The following is a 22,158-nucleotide window of genomic DNA, read 5'->3' on the forward strand; positions in this document are numbered from 1 at the left end:
GAGAGTAATTATGTTTATTGTGGATTCCCATTGCCATCTTGATGGCCTGGACTATGAAAAGAACCATCGTGACCTGGATGATGTGATCGCCAAAGCGGCGGCGCGTGATGTGAAATTTATGCTGGCAATCGCCACCACGCTGCCGGGTTTTCATACCCTTAAAAGTCTGGTCGGCGAACGGAAAAATATAGCGCTCTCCTGCGGTGTGCATCCGCTGAATCAGGAAGAGGCCTATGATGTTGAGGAGTTTCGTCGGCTCTCTGCCGATCCTCAGGTGGTAGCTCTGGGTGAAACCGGGCTGGATTATAACTATCAGCCAGAAACGAAAGATCAGCAGCAGCGCTCGTTCCGGGAACATATCCGTACCGGTATTGCGCTGAACAAACCGATCATTGTTCACACCCGTGATGCCCGCGAAGATACGCTGGCGATTCTGCGTGAAGAGCAGGTTGAACGTTGCGGCGGCGTGCTGCACTGCTTCACTGAGGATCAGCCCACCGCAGCAAAACTGCTGGATATGGGCTTCTATATCTCTTTTTCGGGTATCGTCACGTTCCGCAATGCTGAGCAGTTACGTGAAGCCGCACGCTATGTGCCGCTGGATCGGATGCTGGTGGAAACGGATTCGCCTTATCTGGCCCCGGTGCCTTTCCGTGGTAAAGAGAATCAGCCCGCTTATACGCGCGATGTTGCCGAATATCTGGCTGTGCTAAAAGGAGTGGATTTAGAAACGCTGGCAGCCACCACCACCCAAAACTTCTCCACGCTGTTTCATATCCCGATGAGTCAGCTGGGCACCTGATCAGCAATTATTTCAGCCTCTGTAATTAATCTGTAACCTGCGTATATGACCCTGTTTTTTCAGACAGGGTCAGCTTTTTATCGCCGATTACTGGTGCGGATCAGTAAGAAATTTCGTAAAGTGCGCCCTTGTGATTGTCGAAACGTGATACCCGTCAAAGTAACAAATCGGGAATTATTTTACCCTTCGTAATAAATCAAAAGGCGGTCACCGCCAGCCCGGCAAAGAATCCTCCCTCTTTGCCACGCGCACTGCGCAAATATGCACTCATACTCAGGAGCTTCACGCTATGTTCAAAAATGCTTTTGCCAACCTTCAAAAGGTCGGTAAATCGCTGATGCTGCCGGTATCGGTTCTGCCGATTGCCGGTATTTTGTTAGGAGTCGGTTCAGCCAATTTCAGCTGGTTACCTGCAGTGGTTTCGCATGTGATGGCAGAAGCGGGTGGATCGGTGTTCGCCAACATGCCGCTGATTTTCGCTATTGGTGTGGCGCTGGGCTTTACCAATAATGACGGCGTTTCGGCGCTGGCAGCGGTTGTTGCCTATGGCATCATGGTGAAAACCATGGCGGTAGTTGCCCCGCTGGTGCTGCATCTGCCTGCGGCGGAGATCGAGGCTAAACACCTCGCCGACACCGGGGTTCTGGGCGGTATTATCGCCGGCTCCATTGCCGCATACATGTTTAATCGCTTCTACCGCATCAAGCTGCCAGAATATCTGGGCTTCTTTGCCGGTAAACGTTTTGTGCCGATTATTTCCGGTCTGGCAGCTATCATTCTCGGCGTGCTGCTCTCCTTTATCTGGCCACCGATAGGTTCCGCGATTCAGGAGTTCTCACAGTGGGCTGCCTATCAAAACCCGGTTGTCGCCTTTGGTATTTATGGCGTAATTGAACGTGCGTTGGTGCCATTTGGTCTGCATCACATCTGGAACGTTCCTTTCCAGATGCAGATCGGTGAATACACCAATGCGGCAGGTCAGGTGTTCCACGGTGATATCCCGCGTTATATGGCGGGTGACCCGACCGCAGGTAAACTCTCTGGCGGCTTCCTGTTCAAAATGTACGGTCTGCCAGCGGCAGCGATTGCTATCTGGCACTCAGCGAAGCCTGAAAATCGCGCCAAAGTGGGCGGTATCATGATCTCCGCCGCGCTGACCGCATTCCTGACGGGTATCACCGAACCGATTGAATTCTCATTCATGTTCGTGGCACCGATCCTGTATGTGATCCATGCGCTGCTGGCGGGTCTGGCATTCCCAATCTGTATTCTGCTTGGGATGCGTGACGGCACCAGCTTCTCACACGGTCTGATCGACTTTATCGTACTGAGCGGCAACAGCAGTAAAATCTGGCTGTTCCCGATTGTTGGTATCATCTATGGTCTGGTTTACTACACCATATTCCGTGTACTGATCGCGAAGCTGGATTTGAAAACGCCAGGCCGTGAAGAGAGCAGCAGCAGCGAGCAATCTACCGCGACCGGTACCGAGATGGCGGGAAAACTGGTGGCAGCGTTTGGTGGTAAAGAGAACATCACCAACCTGGATGCCTGTATCACCCGTTTACGTGTCAGCGTCGCCGATGTGGCGAAAGTGGATCAGACTGAACTGAAAAACCTCGGCGCCCGTGGCGTGGTGGTTGCCGGTTCCGGTGTGCAGGCGATTTTCGGGACTAAATCCGATAACCTGAAAACCGATATGGATGATTACATCCGCAGCATGTAATGATTTATAGCGATGAAAAAGCCCCGCTTAGCGGGGCTTTTTTTTGGCCGGGATTCAGAGGTAAACGCGCAGATACTCTGTCAGACAGAGCAGGGCCATCGCCTGGCCATAGGGCATAGAGGTCAGGGGAACCGTGCGGTAGTAATCCAGATCCTTGCCCATTGCGGTTCCAAAGGAGACCTGTTTTAACTCGCCATCATCATCAATATTGGCAATCACGCCGCGCAATGCTTTTTCTGCCACCTCACGATACTCCACGGGCAGATAGCGCTTACGAACCCCTTTCAGAATGCCATAGGCAAACCCGGCGGTAGCGGAGGCTTCCGGGTAGCTGTGCGGATCATCAAGCAGGGTGTGCCACAATCCGCTGCTGTGCTGACACTCCCTGAGCGCTTTAACCTGGGTCTCCAGCACCTGCTGCAGGAAACGGCGGGTAGCGTGATGCTCAGGCCAGTTCATCATCTCCAGGAAGTCGGGAATGACAATCGTCACCCAGCTGTTACCACGCGCCCAGCGTGCATCAGCAAAGTTATGGCGGCCGTCAAAGTTCCAGCCGTGGAACCATAAGCCGGTTTTACGATCCATCAGATACTGGGTGTGCAGCAGGAACTGATAACTCGCTTCTTCAATCCACTCATCGCGCTTCAGCAACTGGCCAATTTTAGCCAGCGCCATTACGCTCATCATCAGCGTATCGTCCCAGAGTTGCTGTGGGTTTTCATTGTTATAGACAATGTGCTGCAGGCCGCCCTGTTCGGTACGCGGCATCTCATACATGACCCATTCTGCCCAGCGCTCCAGCACCGGCACCCAGGCAGGGTTCCTGGTCTCTTCGTAACGGTAGGCCAGCGTCAGAAAAGGACAAACGGTGTTCACATTTTTGGTCGGCGTGCCTTCTGCCAGACGCTGCGTAAACCACTCATCGATGATCGCCAGCGTCTGCTGGTCACCGGTCTGCTGATAGTAGTGCAGCATGCCATACAGACCGATGCCGTGTGTCCATTCCCAACCCGCCCAGCCTTTGGTATCAATCACCCGGCCATCGTCCAGCCGTAATAAAAATTCGCCTGTCTCATCGGTGATGTTAACCAGATTCTGTGTCAGCTTTTGAATCAGCTGTACCAGTTCGCTGCGTGGCAACAGATGCTCGGGCTGGCACAATAATTTGCTGTGTTTAACGGGAAATACAGTCATGGTTTATTCCTGTCGTTTTAAGGTCGGGTTTAAAGAAGGGTTTAAAGTGGGATGTGCGGACAATTTTTCCGGCGCTGGCTTATTACGATTAAGGAAGCCAATGTTGTTGTTGCCCCAGAGGTTTTCGTAAGGCATGCCAGCCAGCGTTTCTACAATTGCGCGTGCTTCCGGCGTGATGCTTTCCGGCACGATGCGGCCCGCGTCGCGCATCTTAAGCGTCTCCTGACGCAGCACAGTGTGGGTCTGCAGATTAAGCTTAAAGCGCAGTGACACGATAAAGCCGCAGGCCAGCACGGCCACGGTACCGACGCTGAGAATCGCCAGGATAGTGTGGCTGACGCCGGGTACCTGGGTTGCCTGGCCAGAGACAAAGCCGGAGAGCTGCAGCACGATACCGACCAGCATAACTGCGCCAGCCTGCGACGCTTTACGCGTCAGGGTCATGATGCCGGCAAAAATCCCTTCACGGCGCTGTCCGGTGATCACCTCATCCACATCGGCGATATAGGTATAGGTGTTCCATGGCACATAGTTAATGCCGCCACGTCCCAGGCCTGCCAGGGCGGAGATCACCAACAGCAGTGACATGTTGTCGTTCATTCCGGCATACCACAATCCTGCGTAGGAGAGCGCCGCAAGGCCAAACAGCACAGCCACCAGACGGTAGGCGGGCGCGGGTCCCATGCGGATGCAGAGCGGAATCATCGCCATCACCGCAATAAACTGCAGCACCGCCATGGTGCCCATCAGGCTGGAGGCGACCTGAGCGCTCTGCATCAGCACAAATACCACATACCAGGTAAAGACGGCGTTAAACACATCCTGGGCGATATAGCCGCCGAGGTACATGCCAAGGTGCTGGCGGAAGATGCGGATGCGTAAGGTTGAAGCCAGTTCGACATAGAGCCGTTTGAGATTCTGCATCAGCGTCAGCTGCTGCTTTTCCTGCTCTGCACGGCGTGACTCGGCGGAAAAGTCATCCGGGTGACGCTCCCAGGTAAAGCACCACACCAGCGTCAGCACCAGCGCGCAGATTACCGAGAACACCAGGCTGGCGTAGAAGAAGGAGAGAGGATTATCTTTGCCCAGCATACCCAGCAAAATACCGGGTAAAAAGGCGGCCAGAATGGCCGACAGCTGTGCCAGGCCGATGCGGGCACCAGAGAAGCGGGTTTTCTGTTTGAAATCGTCGGTCATTTCCGGCACCAGCGTTTCATACGGCACCAGGATCATGGTGTAGACGATATCAAACAGCAGATACGTGCAGAGATACCACCAGAAACTCATGTCGCTGACCCACATCAGGCTATAACTGAATACACAGGGTATGCCGAGCAGGATAAAGAATTTGCGGCGGCCAAAGCGTTTGCCCAGCCAGGTCGAACCGAAGTTATCGGTCAGAAAGCCCATCAGCGGGCTGACTATCGCATCCAGCACGCGCGCAGCGGCGAAGATCAGCGTGGCCTGAATCGGGGTTAACCCACAAAAGGTGGTGTAAAAATAGAGCAACCAGGCGGCGGTCAGCGCCGTGGTGCCTGCTCCAAGAAAATCTCCGGAACCGTAAGCCAGATAGTGGCCAAGACCAATTTTACGTGAGCGCATGTCTGATGCTCCTTGATGTTTATGGCGGTTTATCCCTGGTGATGCCGGTCATCTCACCCGGACTGGTTAGCAAAGTAGAACTGACGGGGCGGCTAAACCTTCGCAATTTGGCAAGCGCTGGCGCTGAAGTGGCAAACAGACAAAGAAAAGGGTGGCGAAATTCTAATTTATAAAACAGCGTTTCATTTTTATGGTGTGGCAGGTGTGTTGACAGCATTCAGGACGGCGTTCTGGTCACAGAGAGAGGGTGCTGCTGCAAAGGCAGGCGAACAATGCAAGAAAAGTGGTACTGAGGTTGAAAGAAAACAAATTTCTCCCGCATACTGATTGATTAAGACTCAGGCTAAAGCTAAAGGAATTGCACCATGGCAGAAGAAACCATTTTTAGTAAAATTATTCGCCGCGAAATCCCCGCTGATGTGGTTTATCAGGATGAACTGGTCACTGCCTTCCGCGACATTTCGCCCAAAGCGCCGACCCATATTTTAATCGTGCCGAATGTGCTGATCCCAACGGTCAACGAGGCGGAAGCGGCGCACGAGCATGCGCTGGGACGTATGTTTACCACCGCGGCGAAAATCGCCCGTCAGGAAGGTATCGATCAAAATGGTTATCGTCTGATTGTGAACTGCAATCAACATGGTGGTCAGGAGGTTTATCACATTCATATGCATCTGCTGGGCGGTGAACCGCTGGGACCGATGCTCTCTAACTGACCTGATAACGGAAGCGTGCTATGCGATCCTGGCTGACTGGCCTGCCGATCCTGCTCTGCCTGACGGCCTGCAGCAGTGATAAACCGATGATTAATACGTCACAGTCGCTGGTGATGGAGTCCTCTGTGCTGTCGGCAGGGATCATTACCGATGAACCGACGCTGGATGAGAACGATGGACTGAAGCGTGCCACCAGCGTGCTCTATAATCAGCGCGAAACACCGGTTGTTGTGCACTATCGTTACTACTGGTATGACGACAAAGGGCTGGAAATCACCCCGCAGGAACCGGCGCAGACCGTTACCGTTCCGGCGCAGGGCAGCATTATCGCCACTTCGCAACTGGGTAACCTGACGGCCAGCAAGGTTCGTCTTTATCTCTATCTTTAAGGATTTTCTACGTGATACGCAGTGTTAATCGTACCGGAGCGCTCCTGATTGCGCTCATTCTGACCGGCTGTGTGGTGAAACAGCAGCAGCCTGCACCGGTTGAACCGACTCAGCCTGTGGAGCCGGTGCAGCCCGTTCCACAACCTGAACCGGTGCCGCAACCGCAGCCTGTGCCGCAGCCACCGAAACTGGTCACTATCAACTGGGATGCCAGCGTTCAGCCGCTGGTGGCGCAGATGTTACAGGCTGCCAGCGCCGAGCCGGGCAGCGTGTTGCTGGTGGATCGCGTTAAAAACAGCACCAACGGTGCGCTGCAAAGCGAGAAAGCGACGGCAGCTATCCAGAATGCGCTGAATAACAACGGCAAATTCACCCTGGTTTCTGCTGACCAACTGGCGCAGGCCAAGCAGACGCTGGGATTATCGCCGGATGACAGCCTGAACTCGCGCAGTAAAGCGATTGGCCTGGCGCGTAACGTTAACGCTCAGTATGTGCTCTATAGCAACGCGCGTGGCGATGTCAAAGCGCCGACGCTGCAAATGCAACTGATGCTGGTTCAGACAGGCGAGATCATCTGGTCCGGCAACGGCATTGCACAGAATTAATCCCGCTTTCCAGCGGATGATTCAGCAGGTCACCGGCGAACCAGAAAAGATATCCTTTATCCCGCTGGCCGGTCTGACCGGGCACAGCCAGAAGATTGTCAGCCCGCGCGGAACCTTTATCGCGCGGGCGACACCGCAACCGGCTATTCCGTTTGTGGATCGGCAGCGCGAATTCCGTCTGTTACGCAAATTGCAAGCCAGCGGAGTAACACCGCAGCCCGTGGCGTGCCATCGTCAGGGGATTATCCTGACCTGGTGCGCAGGCGATGCGCTGGATGAACACCGCTTCAGCCAGCAGCGTCCACAGATCGTGGCACTGCTACAGCAGCTGCATCAGCAGCCGCTGACCGGCTATCGTCTGCAGTTGTTGCCGCTGTTATGGCGCTACTGGCAGCTTACTCCACAGCGGCATCACCGCTGGTTGCGGGCGCTCAGGCGTCTGACGCAGCAGGGTGAACCCCAGCCGCTGAGGCTGGCTCCGCTGCACATGGATCTGCATGCCGGAAATGTCATACAAAGTCCCGAAGGTCTGCGTCTGATCGACTGGGAGTATGCCGCCGATGGCGACGTGGCGCTGGAGCTGGCGGCTCTCTGTGCCAGCGATCCGCAGCACCAGGCCGAGTGGCTGGCTGAGTATGCCGCGGCGATGCAGCTGCCGCTTACCGCGCTGGTGCATCAGGTCAGACGCTGGCAGCCCTGGCTGCAGTTGCTGATGGCCAGCTGGTATCAGCTCCGTTCTGGTCAGCGTGACGACGACACATTACAACAGCTGGCTCGACAGAGCTGGGAACAGATTTAATCGCGTTACGCAGGTGCGTTTCGCTACAGGATTCATGATATGAGATCAGATTTACCCGGCCCCCTGATGCTTGACGTCGAGGGTTATGAACTGGATGGCGAAGAGCGCGACATCCTGCAGCATCCGCTGGTGGGCGGTTTAATTTTATTTGCCCGAAATTATCATGATCCCGCACAGCTGGCAGAGCTGGTGCGGCAGATCCGCGCCGCCTCTCACACCCGGCTGGTAGTGGCGGTGGATCAGGAGGGTGGTCGCGTGCAGCGTTTCCGTGACGGCTTCACCCAACTGCCTGCCATGCAATCTTTTGCTGCGCTGCATGACCTGGATACCGCCGGTGAACTGGCACAACAGGCGGGATGGCAAATGGCGGCCGAGATGATCGCCATGGATATCGATATCAGCTTTGCGCCGGTACTCGATATTGGTCATATCAGCGCCGCGATTGGCGACCGTTCTTTCCATGCCGATCCGGGCATCGCCCTTGACGTCGCTCGCCGCTTTATTGCTGGGATGCACGAGGCCGGCATGAAGACCACCGGCAAACATTTTCCGGGTCACGGTGCGGTGAGTGCGGATTCGCATAAAGAGACTCCACGCGATCCGCGGGATGAAAAGACGCTGCGTGAACATGACATGGCAATCTTCAGCAAGCTGATTACCGAACAGGCACTGGACGCGATCATGCCGGCACACGTCATCTACTCCGAAGTTGATCCGCTGCCCGCCAGTGGTTCGCCATACTGGCTTAAAACCGTGCTGCGTGAGCAACTGGGCTTTGACGGTATTATTTTCTCCGACGATCTGTCGATGGAGGGTGCAGCGGTGATGGGCAGCTATCCTGAGCGGGCGCAGCAGTCCCTTTCCGCGGGCTGTGACATGATTCTGGTCTGCAATCAGCGTCAGGGTGCCATCAGTGTACTGGATAACCTGATCCCGGTCGGGTCAGAGCGGGTTACACAGCTGTATCATCAGGGCAGGTTTACCCGCGATGAACTGCGGGGAACGCATCGCTGGAAAAATAATGCTCAGCAACTGAGTGCGCTTCAGGAACGCTGGCTGGCTCATAAGGCGTCGTGGTAAGCAGTGACTGCCCGGCGCTATCACTACCTTGAGGATTATCATGATCATCTATCTGCACGGTTTTGATTCCAACAGTCCGGGCAATCACGAAAAAGTGCTGCAACTGCAATTTATCGATCCTGACGTCAGGTTGATCAGTTACAGCACCCGCCATCCCAAACATGACATGCAGTTTCTGCTAAAAGAGACCGATAAGATGCTGACGCTTTCTGACGACGACCGGCCGCTGATTTGCGGCGTCGGACTGGGCGGCTTCTGGTCAGAGCGCATTGGATTTCTGTGCGGCATCCGGCAGGTGATTTTTAATCCCAACCTCTCGCCGCAGGCGAACATGGAAGGGAAGATCGACCGGCCGGAGGAGTATCAGGATATCGCAACGAAGTGCGTCAGCGATTTTCGCGAGCGTAATCGTGACCGCTGTCTGGCCATTCTCTCCCGTCACGATGAGGCGCTCGACAGCCAGCACATTGCTGACCAGCTGCATCCGTTTTATGAAATTGTCTGGGATGAGACGGAAGGGCACAAATTCAAAAACATATCCCCACACCTTAAGCGGATAAAAGCTTTTAAAACATTAGGTTAAGCAGCAAAGGCACCGTAAGGTGCCTGTTTTTATTACGTAATTATCTGAGTTTTATTTTCCCGCTTTGATGTATATCAATATTCTTATGTTCTCCTCTTCCCGCCATGCTATTCTCCCAGCAGATTGCGATTTTAACTTCGCCAACCCTATGTTTCTTAAGGTTTAATTTAACCTTTGGTTAACTTTTGGTTCACAATTTGAGGGGGTCTTTGTTGACTACGTCTGTTAAGAAAATTGTTATTGTCGGAGGGGGAGCGGGCGGCCTGGAAATGGCCACGCAGCTGGGCCATAAACTGGGTCGTAAAAAGAAGGCCGAGATTATCCTGGTTGATCGTAACCACAGTCATTTGTGGAAGCCGCTACTGCACGAAGTGGCGACCGGCTCAATGGACGAAGGCATTGATGCATTGAGCTATCTGGCTCATGCCCGCAATCACGGTTTTGAGTTCCAGCTGGGTTCGCTTACCGATATCGATCGCACCCGAAAAGTGATCCGCCTGGCCGAAGTGCTGAATACACAGGGCGAAGTGCTGGTGCCACAGCGTGAAGTGGCCTACGACCAGCTGGTGATGGCGCTGGGCAGCACCTCGAATGATTTCGGTACGCCGGGCGTCAAAGATCACTGCATCTTCCTTGATAATCCGCATCAGGCGCGTCGTTTCCATAACGAAATGCTCAACCTGTTCCTGAAATTCTCCGCCAGCGAAGGCCGGGTCGAGAAAGTTAACATCGCCATCGTGGGTGGCGGGGCAACAGGCGTTGAGCTGTCAGCTGAATTGCACAACGCGGTGAAACAGCTGCACAGCTACGGCTTCAAAGGCCTGGGCCGCGAAGCGCTGAATGTGACGCTGGTGGAAGCGGGTGAACGTATCCTGCCTGCACTGCCACCACGCATCTCTGCTGCGGCACATCAGGAGCTGACCAAGCTGGGCGTGCGCGTGCTGACGCAGACCATGGTCACCAGCGCCGAGCGTAATGGCCTGAATACCAAAGGCGGTGAGTTTATCGAAGCCGATCTGATGGTCTGGGCGGCTGGGATTAAAGCACCCGACTTCCTGAAAGAGATTGGCGGACTGGAAACCAACCGCATCAATCAGCTGGTGGTCAAAGAGACGCTGCAAACCACGCTGGACGATGACATCTACGCGATTGGTGACTGCGCCTCCTGCGCCTTGCCGGGCGGCGGTTTTGTACCACCGCGCGCCCAGTCAGCGCATCAGATGGCTTCACGCGCCATGGACAACATTCTGGCGCAGCGTGACGGTAAACCGCTGAAAGCCTATGTCTATAAAGATCATGGCTCGCTGGTATCGCTCTCCCGCTTCAGTACGGTCGGCAGCCTGATGGGCAATCTGATGCGCGGCTCAATGATGGTGGAAGGGCGCATCGCGCGCTTTGTCTACATCTCGCTCTATCGTATGCACCAGATCGCCCTGCATGGCTATTTCAAAACCGGCCTGATGATGCTGGTCGGCAGTATTAACCGGGTTATTCGTCCCCGGCTGAAGCTGCACTAATTCGTCACTGGCGATCAAGGTAGATTGATAACAGCCCCCTCTGATGCAGGGGGCTTTTTTTTGCGGACCAGCACTGAAACCGGTTCTTGTGCCATGCTGGGTCTTATCGGTCAGAGCATGAATTAATTTAAATATTATGAAGGTGCCACAGTAACTTTATAATGATCTCCTCATGCGATGCCATAAAGAACAAGAGTCTGCCTGGAGGCGTAAACTCCAGTAACGGCAATCTATTTCAGTCACGCTTAGCTACTTCAGTTTCATCGACCCCGGCTGTTTGGTCTCACTGAGCACGCGACTCATCCCTTGTTAAGACACGGCTAAACCGAGACCGGTATTAACGTTGTCGATACGCAGGAACGGGCACTGACCGCGGGTCGCGTTCTCAGCATCACGGCTGCCATAGAAATGCGTGATCGAGACATACATCAGCGCGCGGAAACGTTTGGGTCTGGTGTCTGTGATATTGATCAGCCAGATAGACCCACACCCCTCAATTTCGGCACAGAATCACACAATGACTGCCCATCTATTAAAGTTTAACTCTGCTGATTTATCGACGCCCGACCCCCCGACAATCTGTCCCCGTCCTGATACAAATAACACGTGCTTCTTTAATACGTCTGAAGCGATTATAAAAGACAAAATTCGGTGCAATATTAGATTCATTGTTATATTTGTTTTTGTTTTTTACAAAAGAAAGGTTTCGAAGGTAAATATAAACTAAACCGCAGGTCGCTTTCTGAACGTCAAAATGACCATAATAGATGTCACTATTATGAAGAGGGCTTTTTGTTTTTAATATTGAAAGTTCTTTTAAGACATGGTGTTACATAAATCGCTATTTAATTAATAATCGTTAGGAACGATCATTAGGCTGATTGTGATAGGTTCAGGCTATTGTAATCCTATTATCGATCGATATTGACAATTGTTTTTTGCGCTGTAAGCTTATTATTCAACCGGTCTTACCGTTATTTAAATTTTAATCTTTGAAAGATTTTTTAGGATAAAATGCGGTCAGAAAAGTAAAGTTAAATTCAAAAAAAAAGGGTGTTTTTAAAAGGAAGGGAGTTTTCAATTTGAATTTTTTTATTCAAAAAGATCTCATGCTAACCTGTTTGAATAGTCATATGAACAGTCTGAGCTTGGATGACATGAATTACAGTAAGGACATTTTCTGAATTATCAGAGAAAATACAGGAGCGCGGTATGGTCAGATGTCTAGCCTCAATAATATTTGCTATCGGTTTATCCTCATGCAGTCGTGATGTCAGCATTGCCACAACATCATCAGATCACCCTATTCAGAAAGCAATGCCCGATATCTTTCAATCGATTACCCCATCGCAGCAAAGGGCCATTATGTCAGGTGAACGCCCAGACTGGTCTGAACTCTCCCCATTGCCCCGCACGTTAAAAAGGTGAGGCGCGGGAAATGAATACTGAAACGCCGATCAACTTGTACCATTAGTGTTGCCGGTCTTTTAATTAAGGATAAAACCAAAACTGTTTTACTGTCAGTAGCGGAATTACGTTATCTATTTGTTCTGGATGTGTAAAACATACGGGGACGAAAGTAATCTGGACAATTACATGTCTATCTAAGCCTGATCGTGACTTCCCTGTAATGACACGCTTAATAAACGGTAATCGGGTGCTTATTATAAAGATTTTTCATCGGCTAATGGTGTGGAAGTCAGATGGTTTGACAAGAGTAACTATGCTGACATTATTCTATTTTTTAGCGTGGTTGATGATCTGTTTTGTTTGCTGCTTTGCACGTCGTTACTGGAAGAGCAGCAGTCAACGAAGAGGCTGCGTCCTTATTGCTATGCTGGTGATGATATTTCTGACTGTTTATAGTATGACACTCTATTATGGGCTGGATTTAATCAGAAGAGTCAGCTGGCATCGGTGTATCCCGTGGCTTCCTCCGGTTTATGATTGGTTAATGTCACTTTAATATTTTTAAATTAAAGGTCCTCTAAATGAAACGCAGACTTATTATAGTGGCTTTTCTGGCATTGTCTTTTTCATCTTTTGCTGAGATGCGCTGGACGAAGAGTGAAAGCAACAGCCCTGAAAATTTACATGAAGCCAAAATCGCCTACATTGGCGAAGTCAACTCACGTCTGGTATCAGAAATTATATCGGCAATAAACGATATTAACAATAACTACCCGGCGGTTAAAGTAATAGAATTGTATATCAGCAGCTTCGGTGGAAGCATGGAGAGCGGCTATCTTGCCTATGCAGAGTGTTAAAGGCTCTGTGATACCCATTGAAACGATTAACGACGGGGTAGCCGCTTCTGCTGCAACGCTTATCTATTGTGGCGCGAAAAAGAGATATACGTTTCCGCTGGCATCATTCATTCTTCACCCTTCGGCCGCGCCGAATATTAAAAGCGAATGGGTTCGGCCTAATGAACTTGCACTATTAAAAAAAGATGTTGAAGACGGCAATAAATATTTCAGAGAGGTCTATAAAACCTGCACCTCGTTAAGCAGCGAAGCGTTAGATAAGGCACTATACAGCAATGATAACGCGATGTACCTTCAGTCAGATGAAGCAAAAAAGACAAAGCTTTCTCAGGGCAATGCATTCGGTATTCTCCCTGCGCCTCTTTCATATTATATTATTGATGAAAAAATTAACCCTCATTGGTAATGTGAAGCGGGCTGCGCCTGAGGAAAATATCATTGTCGCTTTGCTACACATCGCAGGGCTGCATTGCTTATTGCCCGAACGCATGCCGCTATCGACATTATTTTCTGATCTTACAGGATTATCAGGTGATGTTTTCCCTGCGTCACCAGGCCTAAGGTAGATAGGCCTCAACGTTTCATGAAAAATACTCTGTAACCTCCTGCCAGCGTCTGTTTAGCGCCAGCTATACGCCCTGTTGAGGGGCTATATCATGAGTGTTAGTCCGGTAAAACGTTAACCTCAGAACTCTCCTAAAAACTGGTCCTGATAGCAAAGTGACCAATTTCCTCCATTTATCTGATGTTGCATTTTCGGTCCATCTGTAAAACTTCATCTCAACAAACACGGCGCGTCGCGCACGCCGGTTATACCTCAGTTAACGAGGATGCTTTAGCAGCAGGATTGCGCGGTAACACTTTTCAGGAGGAACTTCCTGTGAATAAATCAATGTTAGCGGGTATCGGTATTGGTGTGGCAGCAGCTCTGGGTGTTGCAGCCGTAGCAGGCATGAACGTGTTTGATCGCGGTCCTCAATATGCTCAGGTACTGTCTGCAACGCCAATCAAAGAGAGCATTAAACAGCCTCGTCAGGAGTGCCGTAATGTCACTCTGACTCACCGTCGGGCCGTGCAGGATGAAAACCGTCTTGCCGGGTCTGTATTAGGTGCAGTGGCAGGTGGAGTGCTGGGTCACCAGTTTGGTGGCGGTCGCGGCAGAGATGTGGCGACAGTAGCAGGTGCGGTAGCGGGGGGTTATGCCGGTAATCAGGTCCAGGGCGGACTGCAGGATCGGGATACCTACACCACAACCGAACAGCGCTGCAAAACCGTTTACGACAAACAAGAGAAAAAACTGGGATATGACGTGACCTATAAAATAGGCGATCAGCAGGGTAAAATCCGTATGGAAAATGACCCCGGCACGCGTATTCCACTGGATCGCAATGGTCAGCTGGTTCTCAACGGCGATCAGGCGTAATTGGGCAAAGCTTTGCCGCTCACGCGGCCACACAGCACAACGTAATACAGCAGTAATGAAAAAGGCGCATCTCACTCAGGATGCGCCTTTTTTTGCGGCAAACTAACCGGCGCTTAACCGGTTAGCTCATCAACGCACGGGCAGGGTGTTACGCCTGCCGTTGAGCTAGTTGCGAAACGAATCCCTGCACCCACTCAAGTCGTACCTTTCTTTCCGATAGCTCACGGGTAAACCGCAGTCGCGTCGGCCCATCCAGCTTCCACTGCTGAGGCTCTTTCTGCAGCAGGCCTATCAGCCATGCCGGATCCACGTTGTTCTTCGGCGCAAAATCGAAATAACCGCCTTTGTCGCTGGCTTCGATCTTACGCAGACCGACAGCGCGGGCTTTCAGCCGGATAATCGCCACATCCAGCAGGTTACGCGCCGGATCGGGCAGCAGGCCAAAGCGATCGATCATCTCAACCTTCAGCTCCTGCAGCTCCTCTTCAGCCTCCGCGCTGGCGATGCGTTTATAGAGTGAAAGACGGGTACTGACATCCGGGATAAAGGTCTCGGGCAGCAGGGCGGGCATCCGCAGCTCCACCTCGGTCTGGTTGCTGGTGAGATCTTCCAGTGACGGCTCGCGACCCGCTTTCAGTGCATTGACCGCATTCTCGAGCAGCTCCATATAAAGCGTGAAGCCCAGCGTCTCCATCTGTCCGCTCTGCTCATCACCCAGCAGTTCGCCGGCACCGCGAATCTCCAGGTCGTGCGTTGCCAGCGCAAAACCGGCTCCCAGATCTTCCAGTGAAGCGATCGCCTCCAGCCGCTTATGCGCATCGGCGGTCATCGACTTCGGATGCGGTGTTAACAGCCAGGCATAAGCCTGATGATGCGAGCGCCCGACGCGACCACGCAGCTGATGCAACTGCGCCAGGCCAAAGTGATCGGCCCGCTCGATGATGATGGTATTGGCGGTCGGAATGTCGATACCGGTTTCGATAATGGTGGTACAGACCAGCACGTTGAAACGCTGATGGTGGAAATCGTTCATCACCCGTTCCAGATCACGCTCACGCATCTGACCATGGCCAATCGCGACACGCGCTTCCGGCACCAGTTCGCTGAGACGCTGCGCCGCTTTCTCGATATTTTCAACGTCATTGTAGAGATAGTAGACCTGTCCGCCACGCAGAACCTCACGCAGGATCGCTTCGCGGATCACCAGATCGTCAAATTCACGGACAAAGGTTTTCACCGCTAAACGGCGCGCAGGCGGCGTGGCGATGATCGAGAGATCGCGCATGCCGCTCATGGCCATATTCAGGGTGCGAGGGATTGGCGTTGCGGTCAGCGTCAGAATGTCCACATCGGCGCGCATCGCCTTGATGCGCTCTTTGTGACGCACGCCGAAACGGTGCTCTTCATCAACAATCAGCAGACCGAGATCGTGCCATTTGAGATCGCTCATCAGCAGCTTATGGGTGCCGATTAAGATGTCGATCTTGCCATCGCTGGCCTGTTCCAGCACCTGCGCCTGCTCTTTGGCAGTACGGAAACGGGAAAGCATCTCAATGCGAACCGGCCAGTTGGCGAAGCGATCGCGGAAGTTATCGTAATGCTGCTGTGCCAGCAGGGTGGTCGGCACCAGCACGGCCACCTGTTTATGGTTCTCAATCGCCAGAAACGCCGCGCGCATGGCCACTTCGGTTTTACCGAAACCAACGTCGCCGCACACCAGACGATCCATCGCCAGCGGCTCGCACATATCACTCAGCACCGCGTTGATCGCCTGCGCCTGGTCCGGGGTGGTTTCAAACGGGAAGCTTTCGCAGAACAGCTGATACTGCTCGCGATTATGCTTAAAGGCAAAGCCGGTTTTGGCGGCGCGCTGAGCATAGATATCCAGCAGTTCAGCCGCCACATCACGCACTTTCTCAGCCGCTTTCTGCCGTGCGCGCGACCAGGCATCGCTGCCCAGTTTGTGCAGTGGTGCATTATCGTCGGCACCGCCCGCGTAGCGGCTGATCAGGTGCAGCGATGAAACCGGCACATAAAGTTTGGCGTCGTTGGCGTAAGAGAGCATCAGATATTCCGCCTCAATGCCGCCGGCTTCCAGCGTGGTGAGGCCGATATAACGGCCCACACCGTGTTCCAGATGCACCACCGGCTGGCCGGGATGCAGCTCCGCCAGGTTACGGATCAGAATGTCCGGATTGATAGTGCGACGGGTATCCTGACGGCGACGGCTGACGCGTTCGCCCAGCAAATCGCTTTCGCAAATCAGCGCCCGGTTGCCCTGGGTATCGATAAAACCGCGCTCGCTGGCGCCGATCATCAGTCGGAAACGCTCTTCGCCGGTTTCATCGAAGCGGTGCACCGGCTGAGGACGCAGTTTAATCCGTGCCAGCAGATCCTGCAGGCTCTCACGGCGGCCTTCACTTTCCACCGAGAAGACCACGGTGCCGCTGAAGGTCTCAATAAACTGACGCAGATGGTCGAGCGGCGCTTTAGCCTGCGCCTGAACGGTCAGATCAGGCAGCGGGGTATAGCCGAGGTTGGTATTCGCGGCTTTGGCGGGCAGCACCTCATTGGTCATCTGGATGCGCGGCCAGGCTTTCAGCTCTCCCATCAATGCATCCGGACGCAGCCACAGGGTGACCGGCTCCAGCAGTGGACGCATCGGATCAACGCGGCGATTTTCATAACGCGCCTCGGCATCCTGCCAGAAGCGGCTGGCGCTGCCTTCAAGATCGCCGCAGTTCACAATCAGGGTATTATCCGGCAGATAGCTGAACAGGCTGGGTAACGGCTGCTCAAAAAACAACGGCTGCCAGTATTCGATGCCCGCTGGCAGCGTGCCTTTGCTGACCTGCTGATAGACATGCTCCGACTCACGGCGCACATCAAACGTTTCACGCCAGCGGCTGCGGAACAGCTCAATGGCGGCTTTGTCGCTGGGAAACTCATGCGCAGGCAGCAGGTTAATTTCGGGGACCGCTTCCAGCGTGCGCTGACTGTCGACGTCGAACAGACGCAGGCTGTCGATCTCATCATCGAAAAAGTCGATGCGGTAGGGCTGATCGCTGCCCATCGGGAACAGATCGAGCAGGGCGCCGCGCGTGGCGTATTCACCGTGCTCCATCACCTGATCGACATGGCGATAGCCGGCCTGCTCAAGCTGGTCGCGCAGCCGGTCGCGTGACAGTTTTTGTCCCTGCTTCATCACCAGCGCATGGCCGTGCAGGAAACTGTGCGGGCAGACGCGCTGCATCAGGGTGTTGACCGGCATGATCAGCATACCGCGCTGCATCACCGGCAACTGGTAGAGGGTCGACAGGCGGGCGGAGATAATATCCTGATGCGGCGAAAAGCTGTCGTAGGGCAGCGTTTCCCAGTCGGCAAGGTGCGCCACCGGCAGATCGGTAAACTGGCGGATTTCATCCAGCAGACGCAGAGCGGTTTGGGTGTCGGGTGTAATCATTAACACCGGACCAGCATGTCGTTCGGTAATGCTGGCACACTCCACCGCGTGCGCCGCGCCTATGAGCTGGCCGAGCTGACGGTGATCGCCGGATTTAACGGGCAGGGTATAACGAGTCTGTTCGGGCATGGGATCTCGGGGTTGCTCCATTTTTCCAGGACGTAATCATTCCATATTATGTCAGGGGGATCACCTCTGCGGCACAATTTTCCTGCCGCGCCGCGCTGAATCTGGGGATCGGTCAGCTATTACCGGGCGTCAGCGGTAATAGTGCGGATAAAGAGAGGATAGACGGAGTCTGGCAAGGGATCAGAAAAAACCGCCGTCGCCATGCAGCGACGGGGTTAAACGGGCATTTTATTTTATGGATTGCTGTGTGTAATGCATGCGTGGGCGGTCGATATTCGCCCAGGATAACTCCTGCTCGGGATGATAGCTGAGGTTACCGTCGTCCCACTTTACGTAGTAGCCGGCTGGTGCGTTTCCCTGCTCAAAGACGTTGATGATTTCGCCTCTGATCTCCCCGGATTTATGTTTAACGATGCTGCCTTTGGGAAATTTCAACATGGTCGCTACCTCATACTGCCCGGCGATAAATCACCCGTGATCGTGGTACTGATTGTAGTCTACCCCCCCTGGCGCTGAATAATCAGCCAATAAGCGGCGGCTTTATCGGCTATTCCGCTGCTTTGGCGCGCAAAGTGACGCATCCGGATGCAACTTTGCTGCCGACTCAGAGGGTTAGAGGTTTCATAAAGCCAGCCGCTCCTTTATCATCCCACTACCTATTTTCAGGCAACGGCTTACTGGATTCCATGTATCAACCTGTCGCGCTATTTATCGGTCTGCGTTATATGCGTGGACGAGCATCGGATCGCTTCGGTCGCTTTGTCTCCTGGCTCTCAACGATTGGCATTACGCTCGGCGTGCTGGCGATGGTCACCGTGTTATCGGTGATGAACGGTTTTGAGCGTGAACTCGAAGGCAATATTCTTGGCCTGATGCCTCAGGCGCTGATCACCAGTGACAAAGGCAGTCTCAATCCACAACAGCAACCCGCCACTTCGCTGAATCTGCAGGGTGTCAGCCGTATTGCGCCGCTGACCACCGCCAATGTGGTGCTGCAAAGCCCGCACAGCGTCTCCGTTGGCGTGATGCTGGGCATTGAGCCGGATGAAAAAGATCCGCTGACTCCTTTCCTGGTCAATACCCGGCAGAGCGTGCTGCAGGCCGGGCAGTATAATGTCATCCTCGGCGAACAGCTGGCATCTCAGCTTGGCGTAAAACGTGGCGATCAGCTGCGTCTGATGGTGCCGTCGGTCAGCCAGTTCACCCCGATGGGGCGCGTGCCAAGTCAGCGTCTGTTTACCGTAGCGGGCACCTATGCCGCTAACAGCGAAGTCGATGGTTATCAGATTCTGGTCAATCTTCAGGATGCGTCGCGCGTGATGCGCTATCCGGCCGGTAACATTACCGGCTGGCGACTGTGGCTGGATAAACCGCTGTCGGTCGACAGTCTGAGTCAGCAGACACTGCCTGCGGGTCTGGTCTGGAAAGACTGGCGTGAGCGTAAAGGCGATCTCTTCCAGGCAGTGCGTATGGAGAAGAACATGATGGGCCTGCTGCTGAGCCTGATCATCGCCGTGGCTGCCTTTAACATCATCACCTCGTTAGGCCTGCTGATCATGGAGAAGCAGGGCGAAGTGGCGATCCTGCAAACCCAGGGCCTGACGCGCCGGCAAATAGTGGCGGTGTTTATGGTGCAGGGTGCCAGCGCCGGCATTATCGGCACGCTGCTCGGCACGCTGCTCGGTGTCTTGCTGGCCAGCCAGCTCAACAACTTAATGCCGGTGATTGGCCTGTTCCTTGATGGTGCCGCATTGCCGGTTGATATTAATGTGTGGCAGGTGGTCACCATCGCCCTCAGCGCCATGATTGTGGCGCTGTTGTCTACGCTCTATCCTTCGTGGCGCGCTGCCGCCGTTCAACCTGCTGAGGCTTTACGTTATGAGTAACACTCCTTTGTTGCAGTGCCGCGACCTGTGCAAACGCTATCAGGAAGGCAGCGTGCAGACCGATGTGCTGCGCAATGTGGCTTTCAGCCTCCAGCCCGGTGAACTGACAGCGATTGTCGGCAGCTCCGGTTCCGGTAAAAGTACGCTGCTGCATCTGCTCGGCGGCCTGGATGCACCGACATCGGGCGACGTGGTGTTTGATGGCCAGTCACTGAATGCCATGTCCTCGTCGGCCAAAGCGGAACTGCGTAATCGCGAGCTGGGCTTTATCTATCAATTCCACCATCTGCTGCCGGACTTCAGCGCGCTGGAGAACGTGGCGATGCCGCTGCTGATTGGCAAAACGGCTAAAACGGAAGCGCAGGATCGCGCCCGCGATATGCTGGCCGCGGTCGGGCTGGACCATCGCGCCACGCACCGGCCTTCAGAACTGTCAGGCGGCGAACGCCAGCGCGTGGCGATTGCCCGTGCGCTGGTTAACCGCCCACGGCTGGTGATGGCGGATGAGCCAACCGGTAACCTCGATGCGCGCAACGCCGACGCCATTTTTGAATTACTGGGCGAACTGAACGTGCGTCAGGGCACCGCGTTTCTGGTGGTGACCCACGATCTGATGCTGGCAAAACGCATGACGCGTCAGATGGAGATGCGTGATGGTCAGTTAAGCGATCAGCTCACCATGGCAGGAGCGGTGTAATGGGTTCGTCGTTATCCCTGTTGCTGGGCCTGCGCTTTAGCCGGGGCCGCCGTCGTGGCGGCATGGTGTCGCTGATTTCAGTGATCTCCACCATCGGTATTGCGCTGGGCGTGGCGGTGCTGATTATCGGTCTGAGCGCCATGAATGGTTTTGAGCGTGAGCTGAACAACCGCATTCTGGCGGTGGTGCCGCACGGCGAGATCGAGGCGGTCAATCAGCCGTTCCAGCACTGGCAATCGATGATTGCCCCGATTGAAAAGGTGCCCGGCATTGCGGCGGCGGCGCCTTATGTTAACTTCACCGGCCTGATTGAGAGCGGCGCCCGGCTGGAAGCGCTGCAGGTAAAGGGCGTTGATCCGGCACAGGAGCCGCGCCTCAGTGCCCTGCCACAGTTTGTGGCAGATGACGGCTGGTCCTCTTTTGCCGCCGGTAAGCAGCAGATCATTCTGGGCGGCGGCATAGCTAAATCGCTGAATGTGAAGCAGGGCGACTGGATCACCATCATGATCCCCAATAACGATGGTGATAACAAACTGCTTCAGCCTAAACGTATCCGGCTTCAGGTCAGCGGTATTCTGCAACTGAGCGGCATGCTGGATCACAGCCTGGCGCTGGTGCCACTCGCCGATGCGCAGCACTATCTGGAGATGGGTGACAGCGTGTCCGGCATCGCCCTGAAGATGACCGACCCGTTCCAGGCGGTCAGACTGGTGCGGGATGCCGGTGAAGCGACCCGTTCCTACGTCTACATCAAGAGCTGGATTGGCACCTACGGCTATATGTACCGCGACATTCAGATGATCCGCGCCATCATGTATCTGGCGATGGTGCTGGTGATTGGCGTCGCCTGCTTTAACATCGTCTCAACGCTGGTGATGGCGGTGAAGGATAAGAGCAGTGACATTGCGGTGCTCCGTACCCTCGGTGCTAAAGACCGGCTGATCCGCGCCATCTTCATCTGGTACGGTTTGCTGGCAGGCTTGCTGGGCAGCGTCAGCGGCGTGGTCGCGGGCGTGCTGGTGGCGCTGAATCTGACCTCACTGGTGCGCGGACTGGAGTCGGTTACCGGTCATCATCTGCTGGCGGGTGATATCTACTTCATTGATTTCCTGCCGTCGGAACTGCACTGGATTGATGTGTTCTCAGTATTGATTACCGCGATTCTGCTGAGCCTGCTGGCGAGCTGGTATCCCGCCAGACGCGCCAGCCGCATTGACCCGGCTCGGGTATTAAGCGGTCAGTGAAAAAATGCGGCGCGAATCCTTTCGCGCCGCATCTGT

At 54.0% G+C, this 22,158-nt stretch carries 19 protein-coding genes; 15 read left to right on the top strand and 4 right to left on the bottom strand.

Annotated features, from left to right (window positions below):
• The first annotated feature begins 10 nt into the window (after positions 1-10).
• Together FOV68_RS08945 and ptsG are read left to right on the top strand one after the other, a co-directional pair.
• The gene (locus FOV68_RS08945) at positions 11-802 is read left to right on the top strand and encodes a metal-dependent hydrolase (protein WP_143990626.1); all 792 of its coding nucleotides are present in this window, start codon (positions 11-13) and stop codon (positions 800-802) included.
• A gap of 289 nt (positions 803-1,091) precedes the next feature.
• Positions 1,092-2,528, top strand: a complete 1,437-nt coding sequence (gene ptsG / locus FOV68_RS08950; protein WP_010669858.1) for a PTS glucose transporter subunit IIBC — start codon at positions 1,092-1,094, stop codon at positions 2,526-2,528.
• 54 nt (positions 2,529-2,582) lie between these two features.
• Here the strand turns inward: ptsG and FOV68_RS08955 are convergent, their stop codons facing one another.
• Both FOV68_RS08955 and FOV68_RS08960 read right to left on the bottom strand, forming a co-directional pair.
• The gene (locus FOV68_RS08955; RefSeq protein WP_069026066.1) at positions 2,583-3,722 is read right to left on the bottom strand and encodes a glycoside hydrolase family 105 protein; all 1,140 of its coding nucleotides are present in this window, start codon (positions 3,720-3,722) and stop codon (positions 2,583-2,585) included.
• Positions 3,723-3,725: 3 nt separating this feature from the next.
• Positions 3,726-5,324, bottom strand: coding sequence for an MFS transporter (locus FOV68_RS08960; RefSeq protein WP_031592476.1), 1,599 nt, complete (start codon positions 5,322-5,324; stop codon positions 3,726-3,728).
• A 365-nt stretch (positions 5,325-5,689) separates the two neighbouring features.
• Between FOV68_RS08960 and hinT the strand changes: the two genes are divergently transcribed.
• The 10 genes from hinT to FOV68_RS09010 all read left to right on the top strand — a co-directional run bounded on the left by hinT (position 5,690) and on the right by FOV68_RS09010 (position 14,703).
• Entirely contained in the window at positions 5,690-6,040 is a 351-nt protein-coding gene (hinT, locus tag FOV68_RS08965; protein ID WP_009090851.1) for a purine nucleoside phosphoramidase, read from the top strand.
• A 20-nt stretch (positions 6,041-6,060) separates the two neighbouring features.
• Positions 6,061-6,429 carry a YcfL family protein gene (locus FOV68_RS08970; RefSeq protein ID WP_010669861.1) on the top strand — a complete coding sequence of 123 codons (369 nt, stop codon included), beginning with the start codon at positions 6,061-6,063 and terminating at the stop codon, positions 6,427-6,429.
• Between the two features lie 11 nt (positions 6,430-6,440).
• Complete coding sequence (gene lpoB / locus FOV68_RS08975; protein ID WP_143990627.1) at positions 6,441-7,034, top strand: penicillin-binding protein activator LpoB; 594 nt, start codon at positions 6,441-6,443, stop codon at positions 7,032-7,034.
• 16 nt (positions 7,035-7,050) lie between these two features.
• Entirely contained in the window at positions 7,051-7,833 is a 783-nt protein-coding gene (thiK, locus tag FOV68_RS08980) for a thiamine kinase (RefSeq protein WP_143990723.1), read from the top strand.
• Between the two features lie 39 nt (positions 7,834-7,872).
• Positions 7,873-8,913 carry a beta-N-acetylhexosaminidase gene (nagZ, locus tag FOV68_RS08985; protein WP_143990628.1) on the top strand — a complete coding sequence of 347 codons (1,041 nt, stop codon included), beginning with the start codon at positions 7,873-7,875 and terminating at the stop codon, positions 8,911-8,913.
• A gap of 40 nt (positions 8,914-8,953) precedes the next feature.
• A complete protein-coding gene (gene ycfP / locus FOV68_RS08990) occupies positions 8,954-9,496 on the top strand; it encodes an alpha/beta hydrolase YcfP (protein WP_010246299.1) in 543 nt (180 codons plus the stop codon).
• A 212-nt stretch (positions 9,497-9,708) separates the two neighbouring features.
• Positions 9,709-11,013, top strand: a complete 1,305-nt coding sequence (locus FOV68_RS08995; RefSeq protein WP_031592482.1) for an NAD(P)/FAD-dependent oxidoreductase — start codon at positions 9,709-9,711, stop codon at positions 11,011-11,013.
• 1,991 nt (positions 11,014-13,004) lie between these two features.
• Positions 13,005-13,280, top strand: coding sequence for a hypothetical protein (locus FOV68_RS09000; protein WP_143990629.1), 276 nt, complete (start codon positions 13,005-13,007; stop codon positions 13,278-13,280).
• The gene (locus FOV68_RS09005; protein ID WP_143990630.1) at positions 13,237-13,686 is read left to right on the top strand and encodes an ATP-dependent Clp protease proteolytic subunit; all 450 of its coding nucleotides are present in this window, start codon (positions 13,237-13,239) and stop codon (positions 13,684-13,686) included. Before FOV68_RS09000 ends, FOV68_RS09005 begins: the two co-directional genes overlap by 44 nt.
• Positions 13,687-14,160: 474 nt before the next feature.
• Complete coding sequence (locus FOV68_RS09010) at positions 14,161-14,703, top strand: glycine zipper 2TM domain-containing protein (RefSeq protein ID WP_003849847.1); 543 nt, start codon at positions 14,161-14,163, stop codon at positions 14,701-14,703.
• 148 nt (positions 14,704-14,851) lie between these two features.
• On the opposite strand, the gene mfd is transcribed toward FOV68_RS09010, so the two are convergent.
• Positions 14,852-18,295, bottom strand: a complete 3,444-nt coding sequence (gene mfd / locus FOV68_RS09015) for a transcription-repair coupling factor (RefSeq protein WP_069026076.1) — start codon at positions 18,293-18,295, stop codon at positions 14,852-14,854.
• A 228-nt stretch (positions 18,296-18,523) separates the two neighbouring features.
• Positions 18,524-18,733 carry a hypothetical protein gene (locus FOV68_RS09020; protein WP_003849845.1) on the bottom strand — a complete coding sequence of 70 codons (210 nt, stop codon included), beginning with the start codon at positions 18,731-18,733 and terminating at the stop codon, positions 18,524-18,526.
• A 248-nt stretch (positions 18,734-18,981) separates the two neighbouring features.
• On the opposite strand from FOV68_RS09020, the gene lolC reads away from it, so the two are divergent.
• The 3 genes from lolC to lolE are packed head-to-tail and all read left to right on the top strand — an operon-like array spanning position 18,982 to position 22,122.
• The gene (gene lolC, locus FOV68_RS09025; protein WP_039392496.1) at positions 18,982-20,181 is read left to right on the top strand and encodes a lipoprotein-releasing ABC transporter permease subunit LolC; all 1,200 of its coding nucleotides are present in this window, start codon (positions 18,982-18,984) and stop codon (positions 20,179-20,181) included.
• Positions 20,174-20,878 carry a lipoprotein-releasing ABC transporter ATP-binding protein LolD gene (gene lolD / locus FOV68_RS09030; protein WP_143990631.1) on the top strand — a complete coding sequence of 235 codons (705 nt, stop codon included), beginning with the start codon at positions 20,174-20,176 and terminating at the stop codon, positions 20,876-20,878. The genes lolC and lolD overlap by 8 nt, the downstream gene beginning before the upstream one ends.
• Positions 20,878-22,122, top strand: coding sequence for a lipoprotein-releasing ABC transporter permease subunit LolE (gene lolE / locus FOV68_RS09035; protein WP_109653249.1), 1,245 nt, complete (start codon positions 20,878-20,880; stop codon positions 22,120-22,122). The genes lolD and lolE overlap by 1 nt, the downstream gene beginning before the upstream one ends.
• Positions 22,123-22,158: the final 36 nt, after the last annotated feature.

Origin of the sequence: Pantoea sp. paga (genome assembly GCF_007558755.1) — a bacterium.
Classification (GTDB): Bacteria; Pseudomonadota; Gammaproteobacteria; order Enterobacterales; family Enterobacteriaceae; genus Pantoea; species Pantoea agglomerans.

Bases quoted from the DNA above. Each gene is read 5' to 3' on its own strand.
- FOV68_RS08945 (WP_143990626.1), top strand. From the start codon at position 11: ATGTTTATTGTGGATTCCCATTGCCATCTTGATGGCCTGGACTATGAA.
- ptsG (WP_010669858.1), top strand. From the start codon at position 1,092: ATGTTCAAAAATGCTTTTGCCAACCTTCAAAAGGTCGGTAAATCGCTG.
- FOV68_RS08955 (WP_069026066.1), bottom strand. From the start codon at position 3,722: ATGACTGTATTTCCCGTTAAACACAGCAAATTATTGTGCCAGCCCGAG.
- FOV68_RS08960 (WP_031592476.1), bottom strand. From the start codon at position 5,324: ATGCGCTCACGTAAAATTGGTCTTGGCCACTATCTGGCTTACGGTTCC.
- hinT (WP_009090851.1), top strand. From the start codon at position 5,690: ATGGCAGAAGAAACCATTTTTAGTAAAATTATTCGCCGCGAAATCCCC.
- FOV68_RS08970 (WP_010669861.1), top strand. From the start codon at position 6,061: ATGCGATCCTGGCTGACTGGCCTGCCGATCCTGCTCTGCCTGACGGCC.
- thiK (WP_143990723.1), top strand. From the start codon at position 7,051: ATGATTCAGCAGGTCACCGGCGAACCAGAAAAGATATCCTTTATCCCG.
- nagZ (WP_143990628.1), top strand. From the start codon at position 7,873: ATGAGATCAGATTTACCCGGCCCCCTGATGCTTGACGTCGAGGGTTAT.
- ycfP (WP_010246299.1), top strand. From the start codon at position 8,954: ATGATCATCTATCTGCACGGTTTTGATTCCAACAGTCCGGGCAATCAC.
- FOV68_RS09000 (WP_143990629.1), top strand. From the start codon at position 13,005: ATGAAACGCAGACTTATTATAGTGGCTTTTCTGGCATTGTCTTTTTCA.
- mfd (WP_069026076.1), bottom strand. From the start codon at position 18,295: ATGCCCGAACAGACTCGTTATACCCTGCCCGTTAAATCCGGCGATCAC.
- FOV68_RS09020 (WP_003849845.1), bottom strand. From the start codon at position 18,733: ATGTTGAAATTTCCCAAAGGCAGCATCGTTAAACATAAATCCGGGGAG.
- lolC (WP_039392496.1), top strand. From the start codon at position 18,982: ATGTATCAACCTGTCGCGCTATTTATCGGTCTGCGTTATATGCGTGGA.
- lolD (WP_143990631.1), top strand. From the start codon at position 20,174: ATGAGTAACACTCCTTTGTTGCAGTGCCGCGACCTGTGCAAACGCTAT.
- lolE (WP_109653249.1), top strand. From the start codon at position 20,878: ATGGGTTCGTCGTTATCCCTGTTGCTGGGCCTGCGCTTTAGCCGGGGC.